Genomic DNA, 8,122 nt, shown 5'->3' on the forward strand with positions numbered 1-8,122 from the left:
GATTTCGATGGGATTGACTGAACGTTTCCAGCGTCCGACCGGCTTTCGCCAAACGTTGGCATCGGGCTTCCTCACCGTGGGAACGGCGATGACCGTCGGGACGGCGCTGCTGTTCCAGCATGTCGGGGGCTACATCCCTTGCGCCCTCTGTCTTCAGCAGCGCATCCCCTATTACGTGGCGATCCCGATCGCGCTTGTCGCCTTCGTTGCGGCGGCGGGGCGGGCGCCGGCTGTTCTGACCCGCGCACTGCTCCTGGCGATCGGTCTGATCATGCTCTATTCCCTCTATCTCGGCGTCTTCCATTCGGGCGTCGAGTGGGGATTCTGGCCGGGACCGGCCGATTGCGGGCAGGTCGGCGGCAGCGACCTGATGGGCGGCGATCTCCTCGCCACCATCGACGCCATCCGACCGCCCTCCTGCGACGAGGCGGCCGGCCGCTTCCTCGGCCTGTCCTTCGCCGGCTGGAACGCCGTCGCGTCCGCCCTCTTCGCGGCCGTGGCGCTGCGCGGCGCCGTCGCCAAGGCCGACCGATTCGCCTGAGGACAAGCGAGGCGATCTCCCCGAAAAGGGTTGATACGAGGCGATGCCGGCGATTTTCCTGACCCTTTGGCCGCTGTTTGCCCTGATCCTCGCGGGCCTTGTGTTCCGGCGGTCGGGCTTTCCAGGCGAGGGCTTCTGGCCGGCGGCGGAGAAGCTCAATTATTTCGTTCTCTTCCCGGCGCTGCTCTTTGCAAGCCTTGCCAAGGCGCCGCTGGCCGATCCGACCCTCCTTGGTTTCGCCGCGGCGATCCTCGTCGTGATGGTTGTCGCCGCCATCGTCCTTGCGCTGCTGCGCCGCTGGCGAGGGTGGCCGGCCGCGCGCTACGGGCCGCTGGTCCAGGGCACGATCCGCTTCAACACCTATCTGGGGCTGGCACTGGTCGGAAGCCTCTACGGCACCGAGGGCCTGGCGCGGGCCGCTGTCGTCCTCGCCGTGCTGGTACCGGCGGTCAATGTCCTGTCGGTCATCGCCCTGACCGCCGAACGCGAAACCAGTGCCCGCCAGTTGCTGATGCCGCTGGTTCGCAACCCGCTGATCCTCGCCTGCGCCGCCGGGGCGGCCTTTGCCCTCACGGGCGTTGGCCTTCCGTTCGGGACGGACCGATTCCTTGGCCTGTTGGCCGCTGCCAGCCTGCCGCTCGGCCTCTTGTGTGTCGGGGCCGCCCTCAAGCTCGCCGCCGCGCGGGCCGAGACCACGACGCTTCTTCTCAACAGCGCCGGCCGGCTCGTCGCCATGCCGCTCGTCGCCGCGCTGGTCGCATGGCTGTTTGTCCTGTCGCCGCTCGACGCCTCGCTACTCGTCATCTTCTTTGCGCTGCCGACCGCCCCGACCGCCTATGTGTTGACGACACAGTTCAAGGGCGACGCGACGCTGATGGCGGGTCTCGTCACCCTGCAGACGCTGCTCGCGGCGGCAAGCCTGCCGCTGGTCCTGTCCCTGTTCGGCTGATCAGGCCCTGTCGCTGTCATCGCCGGCATCTCCGGGAATCATGGCCGCCGCCGCTGCATATCCGCCGGTTGCCCCATCGATGAAATGGACATGGTCGCTGCGGCTCGCCGAGGGCACGAAGCAGGTCATCAGCGCCGCGCCCTGACGGTGGGTGCCGATCCGCGCGGTTCCCTCGGCCGCCGCCAGGCGCAGCCGCTGCTCGATCCGATCAGCGACGGACGGCGTGCAGTCCAGCGTCATCCTGAGGCCGTCGTCGAATTTGCGGAAATCGGTATTGCGCACGAGTTCGGCCCGATAACGTCTCGGATCGAACCGGCCGACCCGGATGCCCGTCGTGAATGTCAGATGGGCGAGAAAGGAGCGCAGAAGGACGGAAAGCCGTGACGACCAAAGAGCTCGACCGGTTCTTGCCGCCCAGACCTTTGCCTCGATCCGGAAGCCGGCGGATGGCCAGCGCAGATCAGGCCCTTGGGGCGGAACCGGGCTGCCGACCTCAATTCCATCGGCGCCCAGCGCCACAATCTCTTGTGCCAGGGCGGCAAAACGCTCCGGCGCGGCGTCCGGAGCCGGGACCATGATGATCGACAGGATCAGGCCACGGCTAGCCGGTATCTCCGCGAATCGGCAGGTCAGGCCCGTCAGGTCGGGCCGGGCCGCATCGCCCGTTGCCGGTTCCAGCTGATATTCCCCCGCCTTCATCCGCTGTTCCGCCCAGGCGAGGCCGCCGCCGTCGAACATGGCGTAGGCAACATCGGGTGAGGGAGAGAAGCGGGCGACCCGCACGTCGTGCGTGTTTGCCCGGATCGTCGCGACCGGGACCATGGCGATACGCAGGGTCAGGTCGAAAGCCTCGTCTGCCCAGCCGGCGACAGCCGCCATGGCCGTTCGGGCAAGTTCAGCCTGGGCAGCGGGCAGGGCGAATCCGGCACCATCGCCGCCGAACACGAAGGGAAAGTCCTTTCCGGAAAGGCCGTTGGCGATCGCGGCGATCACCGCCGCGGCGACCGTGTTGATCTGCTTGTAGGCGCCCGCTTCGATGGCGGCGGTCGAGCGCACGATGTCGGCGACACCGACGACCCAGTCGTCCGGAAGCGGCACATAGGCGGCGGGGTCGCCGAGACGACTGAAGTCCGCCGACGTCGGCAACGCCGCGTAGAAGTCGAGGCCGGTGCTAGTCGGCTTCGCGCGGACTTTGTCTGGCGGTTCGTGCATCGATCGTCCCGATTCAGGCGAGGCGCTTCGCCGGCCATTTTATTGTCGTCCGCTGCTCCGGCATCGAGGGGCGCGGCGGGAAGCGCGCATCGTTGCGTCGTCGATGCAGCTTCGCACGAACGGGATGAAAGGCTTCGATCGGGTCGGTCGAGAATGGCGCGCCGATCGATGCGCCTATTCGGGATCGAGTTCGGAATCCCAGTAGAGATAATCGAGCCAGCTCTCGTGCAGGAAGTTCGGCGGAAACAGCCGGCCGTTGTTGTGCAAATCGTGGACGCTCGGCTGATAGGGCTTTTGATGCGGGAACATGCGCGCCGCCCTCGGCATCAGCCCGCCCTTCTTGAGGTTGCAGGGCGAACAGGCGGCGACGACATTCTCCCAGGTCGTCAGCCCGCCCCGCGAGCGGGGGATGACGTGATCGAAGGTCAGTTCCTGCGGCGAACCGCAATACTGGCACTGGAAGCGATCGCGCAGGAACACGTTGAAGCGGGTGAAGGCAGGATGACGCGCCGGCTTGACGTAGGATTTGAGGCAGACGACCGAGGGAAGCCGCATCGAATAGGTCGGACTTCGCACCGCCCGGTCGTATTCCGCCAGGATCGTCACCCGGTCGAGGAACACCGCCTTGACGGCATCCTGCCAGGACCAGAGCGACAAAGGGTAATAACTGAGCGGCCGAAAGTCGGCGTTCAGAACGAGCGCTGGAGATAAGTCCTGATTCACGGCGATCGTCACCGGTCGTTCTCCTTAACTCCCTGCGGTCGGACCTGAATTGGCGCGACTATCGTGCTCTATCGTGTCGCCTTTGTGAAGCCTGGGCGCGAGCGAGTTTCGCCGACGGTTCCCCCCGTTTCCCGCAGTGCGGTCGACCCGTGGAGAAGATCTGTGGATAAATCTCGCGGGGGTCATTCGGCGGCGGGCGCCGGAGCCGCGTCGCGGCGCGTGACGGCGCCGTAGTAGGACCAGAACAGACGCGCGGCGACCGAACGGTGCGGCGACCAGCGCTCTGCGATAGAAGCGACGGCCGCCGCGGCCGGACGCGTTTCATGCTCGAAGGCATGGCCCAGCGCCGCTTGCAAGGCGAGGTCTCCGGCGGGAAAGATGTCGGGATGGCCAGCGCAGAACAAGAGATAGCATTCGGCGGTCCAGATCCCGATCCCGCGCACCGCGAGGAGTTCCGCGATCGCGTCGTCGGGGGACGCCGCCTCGACCCGCGCGAAATCGAGCGCGTCCTCGCGTATGGCTTCGGCGACGGCCAGCATCGTCCGCTGCTTCGGCCGCGACAGGCCGGCGCGGCGAAACGCCTCGTCGGAAGCGGCGAGGATCGCCCCGGCGTCGTCGACGTCGATCTCCTGCGTGAACCGCGCGAAAATCGCGTCGGCGCTCGCCTTCGATACCTGCTGCGCGACGATGATGCCGGCGAGACCCCGGAGCCCGCCGGCGCCGCGGCGAAGCGGCACCACGCCGGCCGCCTCGATCACCCGATGCAGGCGATCGTCCGCCAGACGCAGCGCATCCAGCGCCGCGTCGATGTCGGCTTGTGTCCTGATCATGGCGCCCGGTTCCTCAATTGCCGCGACTCTGTCACGTTGCTCACGCAATCGGAGTCTAGAGCATCGGCCGACAAGCGAGGGGAAACAATTCGATGGAAACGACGTCAGCCGTGTTCCGATTCGCACCGAGTCCGAACGGCGAACTGCATCTCGGCCACGCCTATTCGGCGCTGCTCAACCACAAGATGGCGCGCGAGGCGGGCGCAACCTTTCTCCTGCGGATCGAGGACATCGATCGGGCGCGCTGCACCAAGGCCTACGAGCAGCAACTCGAGGACGATTTGTATTTTCTCGGGATCGATTGGGACGACACCCCGCGCCGGCAGTCGGAGCATTTTCCCGACTATGCCGCAGCGCTCGAAGCCCTGGCCGACGAAGAGCTGATCTATCCGGCCTTCATGTCGCGCGGCGACATCCGCGCCCATGCCGAGCGGCACATCGAGGAAACCGGCAAGCCTTGGCCGCATGATCCCGACGGGGCGCCGCTCTATCCCGGCCTCGACCGCAAGCTGTCGACGCGCGAGCGCGAGCGGAAGATGAGCGACGGCGAACGCTTCGCCTGGCGGCTCGACATGGAAGCGGCGGTCGAACGGGTGCCGGCGCTGAGTTTCACGGAAACCGGGCGCTCGCCGGACGGCGCCAGCGGCGAGATCGCCGCGCGGCCGCTCGACTGGGGCGATGTCGTGCTTGGCCGCATGGAGATGCCGACGAGCTATCACCTGGCCGTCGTCGTCGACGACGCGCTGCAGGGCGTCACCGATGTCGTCAGGGGGCAGGATATGTTCCACGCCGCCAGCGTCCATCGCCTTCTGCAGGCGTTGCTCGGCCTGTCGGCGCCGCGCTACCACCATCACGACCTGATTCTCGGCGCCGACGGCCGCAAGCTGTCGAAAAGTGCCCGCGACACCTCCTTGAAGGCTCTGCGCGAGGCCGGTCTCGGCGCCGAGGACATTCGCCGCATGGTTGGATTTCCGGGCCGGCCGGCGGCGGAATGTTTCAGCCGAGAACGGTCAGCCACACGCTCAGGGTAACCACCGACAGCACCGTCGAGACCAGGATCGTCGTCGCCGCCAGCTTCTCGCCGGACCGGAAATAGGCCGCGAAGAGATAGGCGTTGACGCCGGCCGGCGCGGCGGCGGTCAGCACGGCCCCCTTCAGCCACACCGGCGGCAGGGCGAGCCAGGTGCCGAGAAAGAAGACGATCGCCGGCATCACCACTAGCGACAGCGTCGCGACGATCGCCGACGAAAGAACGTCGCCGCGCAAGCCGTAGCGGGTCAGCGACATGCCGAGCGAAAACAGCGCCAGCGGTCCGGCTGTGCCGCCGAGCAGCTTGGTGATCTCGTCGACATGGGGCTCCAGCGGCAGCCCGGTGGCGCGCCAGACGAGACCCGACAGGATGCCGACGACGATGGCGTTGGTCGCAAGGTTCTTCAGGACCCGCTTCAGCGTCGCGGCCGTCGAGATCTGCGGCGGCGCGGTGCCGGCGTCGCGCGCGTCGAGGACAGCCGCGCGCTCGACGATCAGTGTCGCGACGATCATCATCACCGGCAGATGGATGGCGAGAATCAGCAAGACCGGTTGCAGGCCGGCGTCGCCATAGGCGCGCTGGATGGTCGGGATGGCGACGAAGACGGTGTTGGCGAAGCTCGACGAGATGCCGGCGATGACGCCGGCGCGCCGATCGGCGCCGGTGAGGCGCCGGACCACGACGCTGCCGATCGTCCAGACGATGGCGATGGCGCTAAAATAGGTCAGCCACAAAAACAGCGGGTTGGCGTCGCCGAAGGCCGATGTGGCGAGGGTGCGGAACAGCAGCACCGGGACGGCGACGACGAAGACGAAGCGGGCGAGGGCCTCGCCGGTCGCATCCGACAACAGCTTCGCCCTGGCCGCCAGAAAGCCGAGGGCGATCAGGCCGAAGATCGGGACAATGATATTGAGGATGTCTTGCATGAGACGGGCCGGATGATCGCTGAAACCCGGCGATAGACGCCGCCGGGCGGCAAGGCAAACGCTTGCGACCCGATTCCGTCAGACAAGCTGACGATATCCGGCTTTCGGCCGGCGCGCCGCCCTGCTAGAGCGGGATGAGGAAATGGGGGCACCGGTTTTCCGCCCTCATCCCGCGCTGAAAGAAAAAAGCGCGCGCGACGCTTTCCGCCGCCCGCCCGCCCGCCCGTCCGCCGCCGACCCGCCCATCTCGAAAGGCCGTCCCCAGTGAACAGGTTGCTGCCCTTCTTTCCGGCGATCTTCGTGCTGCTCTGGTCGACCGGCTTCATCGGCGCGCGCTACGCGATGCCCCATGCCGAGCCGTTCACCTTCCTGTCGCTGCGCTATGCGCTGGCGCTGGCCATCCTCGGCGCGGTCGTCCTCCTGATGCGGGCGCCCTGGCCCGGCTGGCGGCCGGCGGCGCACGCGATGATCGCCGGCAGCCTGATCCACGGCGTCTATCTCGGCGGTGTGTTCTTCGCCGTGCGCCATGGCCTCAACGCCGGCATCGCCGCGCTGATCGTCGGGTTGCAACCCGTCCTGACCACCATCCTCGCCGCCAGCTTCCTCGGCGAGCGGGTGCAGCCGCGCCATCTCGCCGGTCTGGCGCTGGGCCTTGTCGGCGTCGCCCTGGTCATCCTGCCGAAGCTCGACGGCTCGGGCGACTACCGGCTCTTGACGCTCGGTCCGGTGGTCCTGTCGGCCTTCGCGATCTCGGCCGGCTCGGTCTGGCAGAAGCGCTTCGTCGGCGGCGTCGACCTTCGCACCGGCACGGCGCTGCAATATTTTGGCGCCCTGGTGCCGACGCTGATTCTTGCCGCCTCGACCGAGACGATGGTGCTCGACTGGACCGGCGAGCTGGTCTTCGCGCTGGTCTGGCTGGTCTTCGTCCTGTCGATCGGGGCGGTGTTCCTGATGCTGTATCTGATCCGCGAGGGCGCGGTGTCGTCGGTCGCGTCCTTGATGTATCTGGTGCCGGGCGTCACCGCCGTCACGGCCTGGCTGCTGTTCGGCGAGACGCTGTCGCCGATCCAGCTTGTCGGCCTCGTCATCGCCGGGGTCGGCGTTGCCGCCGCAACGCGCAAGCGCAAGGCCAAGCTGGTGCCGCCCGGCCTATGAACCGCTGGTTCGCGCTCGCGACACGCCTCGGTGACCGGGGGCTCGCGCCGTCGCCCGCGCTGTCTATATTGCGCTTTCCGCGACTCGAAATCCGTAAAAGGCCGGCATGTCCGATATTATGATCTACCTTGCCCTGTTCTTCATGCTCGCGACCGCCGGCGTTCTCGTCGCGGGCCTTTATAATCTGATGAAGGGCGGCTCCAACAGCACCTCCCAGAATTTGATGCGCGCCCGCATTCTGTTGCAGGGCCTGGCCGTCCTCGTCCTCGTCGCCGTGCTGTTGTTTGCAAGGTAGGGCGCGCTTTCCCTCGCCCTTCGAGGCTCCGCTTCGCTCCGCACCTCAGGATGAGGGAGAGTGGGGGCGCGGCATTACCCGCCTTCGTCATCCTCGGCTGCCTCGCTGCGCTCGCCCCTCATCCGGCCCTTCGGGCCACCTTCTCCCCGCCGGGGAGAAGAATCGGCAGCGTTCCTGTCGGCGCTTTTTTCTGTTCCTGATGGACGCGAACAGTTTCGGAAGGGCGCCATTCCTCGCCCCTGCGGGGAGAGGGTGGTTCGCGCAGCGAACCGGGTGAGGGGTTTTTCCCCATGCGACAGCGCCTCCGCGCCCGCTCGGGCCGGAGAGTTCTCTGTCCCCTCCTTAAGCTTCGCCTTGCGGCTCGCTGAGGGCCCCCTGATGCCACTCCTGACGAGCGGCGGGATGCCGGAGGCGAACCCTCCGACTATTTTTAAGTCAATACGGTCCGCCTCCGGCATCCC

9 protein-coding genes are annotated in these 8,122 nt (G+C 67.1%); 5 read left to right on the forward strand and 4 right to left on the reverse strand.

What is annotated here, in order from left to right; translation table 11 throughout:
* Positions 1-7: 7 nt before the first annotated feature.
* Complete coding sequence (locus VQ044_RS13960) at positions 8-541, forward strand: disulfide bond formation protein B (RefSeq protein WP_327647806.1); 534 nt, start codon at positions 8-10, stop codon at positions 539-541.
* Between the two features lie 43 nt (positions 542-584).
* Positions 585-1,490, forward strand: coding sequence for an AEC family transporter (locus VQ044_RS13965; RefSeq protein WP_327647807.1), 906 nt, complete (start codon positions 585-587; stop codon positions 1,488-1,490).
* Here VQ044_RS13965 and VQ044_RS13970 read toward each other — a convergent pair whose 3' ends face one another.
* From VQ044_RS13970 to VQ044_RS13980, 3 genes are all read right to left on the reverse strand, one after another.
* The gene (locus VQ044_RS13970) at positions 1,491-2,702 is read right to left on the reverse strand and encodes a DUF3095 domain-containing protein (RefSeq protein ID WP_327647808.1); all 1,212 of its coding nucleotides are present in this window, start codon (positions 2,700-2,702) and stop codon (positions 1,491-1,493) included.
* Positions 2,703-2,876: 174 nt separating this feature from the next.
* The gene (locus VQ044_RS13975) at positions 2,877-3,437 is read right to left on the reverse strand and encodes an HNH endonuclease (RefSeq protein ID WP_327626244.1); all 561 of its coding nucleotides are present in this window, start codon (positions 3,435-3,437) and stop codon (positions 2,877-2,879) included.
* 170 nt (positions 3,438-3,607) lie between these two features.
* Entirely contained in the window at positions 3,608-4,255 is a 648-nt protein-coding gene (locus tag VQ044_RS13980; RefSeq protein WP_327647810.1) for a DNA-3-methyladenine glycosylase family protein, read from the reverse strand.
* Between the two features lie 92 nt (positions 4,256-4,347).
* Between VQ044_RS13980 and gluQRS the strand changes: the two genes are divergently transcribed.
* On the forward strand, positions 4,348-5,286 hold the full coding sequence (gluQRS, locus tag VQ044_RS13985) for a tRNA glutamyl-Q(34) synthetase GluQRS (protein WP_327647811.1): 939 nt from the start codon (positions 4,348-4,350) through the stop codon (positions 5,284-5,286).
* Here the strand turns inward: gluQRS and VQ044_RS13990 are convergent.
* Positions 5,252-6,211, reverse strand: coding sequence for an AEC family transporter (locus VQ044_RS13990; RefSeq protein ID WP_327647812.1), 960 nt, complete (start codon positions 6,209-6,211; stop codon positions 5,252-5,254). The genes gluQRS and VQ044_RS13990 overlap by 35 nt on opposite strands.
* A gap of 264 nt (positions 6,212-6,475) precedes the next feature.
* Between VQ044_RS13990 and VQ044_RS13995 the strand changes: the two genes are divergently transcribed.
* Complete coding sequence (locus tag VQ044_RS13995; RefSeq protein ID WP_327647813.1) at positions 6,476-7,366, forward strand: DMT family transporter; 891 nt, start codon at positions 6,476-6,478, stop codon at positions 7,364-7,366.
* Between the two features lie 106 nt (positions 7,367-7,472).
* Positions 7,473-7,661 (forward strand): twin transmembrane helix small protein, encoded by a 189-nt coding sequence (locus VQ044_RS14000; protein WP_327647815.1) that lies wholly within the window; start codon positions 7,473-7,475, stop codon positions 7,659-7,661.
* Positions 7,662-8,122: the final 461 nt, after the last annotated feature.

It is taken from the genome of Aurantimonas sp. C2-5-R2 (assembly GCF_036549495.1).
GTDB classification, from domain to species: Bacteria; Pseudomonadota; Alphaproteobacteria; order Rhizobiales; family Rhizobiaceae; genus Aurantimonas; species Aurantimonas coralicida_A.